The 1,280-nt window shown below is 62.3% G+C and carries 1 protein-coding gene; it reads left to right on the top strand.

The window, feature by feature from the left end:
* Positions 1-70 precede the first annotated feature (70 nt).
* Positions 71-1,135 (top strand): IS5 family transposase, encoded by a 1,065-nt coding sequence (locus ACS8Y6_RS18330; protein WP_440851764.1) that lies wholly within the window; start codon positions 71-73, stop codon positions 1,133-1,135.
* Positions 1,136-1,280 lie beyond the last annotated feature (145 nt).

Raw genomic sequence — 1,280 nt, 5'->3', positions numbered from 1 at the left:
GGCGCTGCTGAAAAACCCGACAAATCTCGGGACAATAGTCAGCAGTGGAGAGTGAATAGGAGCCGAACCGATGCGAAGCCCGGACGCCGAACAACCGTCGCTGTTTTCGTATTCACAGACGACCGATTTTGTGCCCGCGGATCATCCGTTGCGCCGGATTCGATCGCTGGTCGATGGGGCACTGGAGTCGATGGACGGGACGTTGACGGTCAGCTACTCGCATACGGGCCGCCCGGGTATCGCCCCGGAACGCCTGATCCGGGCCTTATTACTTCAGATCCTGTACTCGATCCGCTCCGAGCGCCAGCTTGTCGAGCAGCTCCGCTACAACATGCTCTTTCGCTGGTTCGTCGGGCTGTCGCTGGATGATGCGGTCTGGGACGCCACCACGTTCACCAAAAACCGCCAGCGGTTCATCGATGGCGCGGTGACCGGTCGGTTGTTGGACGCGGTGGTCGATCAAGCCCGCCAGCGCCGGCTGTTGTCCGACCAGCATTTCTGTGTAGACGGCACGTTGATCGACGCCTGGGCGTCGATGGGCAGCTATCGGCGCAAAGACGAGGACGACGAGCCGCCGAACGGGCCGCCCGACTTCAAGGGCGAGGTGAGGCGTTCTGACACGCATGAATGCAAGACCGACCCCGACGCCCGGCTGTACAAGAAAGCCAAGGGCCAACCCAGCCGACTGTGTTATATCGGCCACGTGCTGACCGACAATCGCCACGCGCTGGTCGTTGACGCCGAGACCACGCACGCCAGCGGCACCGCCGAAGTCGATGCGGCGCTGGCGATGCTGGATCGAAGACCCGGCCGGCGCCGACTGACGGTGGGCGCCGACAAGAACTACGACCAGCAACGCTTCGTGGAGGGCGCGCGCAAGGCCCGCGTGACGCCGCACGTGGCCCGGAACAACAAGGGACGACGATCAGCGATCGACGCCCGTACGACACGCCACGTTGGCTACGCGAAGTCGATCAATGCCCGTCACCGCGTCGAGACGCCATTCGGCTGGGGCAAATACGCCCGACCGCTGAAGCAGACGATGCTGCGTGGACTGGATCGGGTCGCCGCTCAGGCCAAGCTGGTGTTTGCCAGTTACAACCTGATGCGGATGGCCGCATTGGAGGCCGCATGAGCGCGTTTCGTAGCCGAACTGCGTCTGAAAGTCGGGATTTGCACCCTACAAGCCCGAAAATTGGACAGAAATTGACCAAGGCCCGAATCCGAACCTACGGCAGACGAGTCTCGGGACATAATTTGGCTTCTATTTCAGCAGCGCC

Origin of the sequence: Salinisphaera sp. RV14 (genome assembly GCF_052044135.1) — a bacterium.
GTDB lineage: Bacteria > Pseudomonadota > Gammaproteobacteria > Nevskiales > Salinisphaeraceae > Salinisphaera.
Note: the sequence above shows the minus strand (reverse complement) of the source record. Positions and strands in the feature narration are given on the sequence as shown.

What these genes read in the sequence shown, in the direction of transcription:
- ACS8Y6_RS18330 (WP_440851764.1), top strand. Translation starts at nt 71, where the DNA reads ATGCGAAGCCCGGACGCCGAACAACCGTCGCTGTTTTCGTATTCACAG.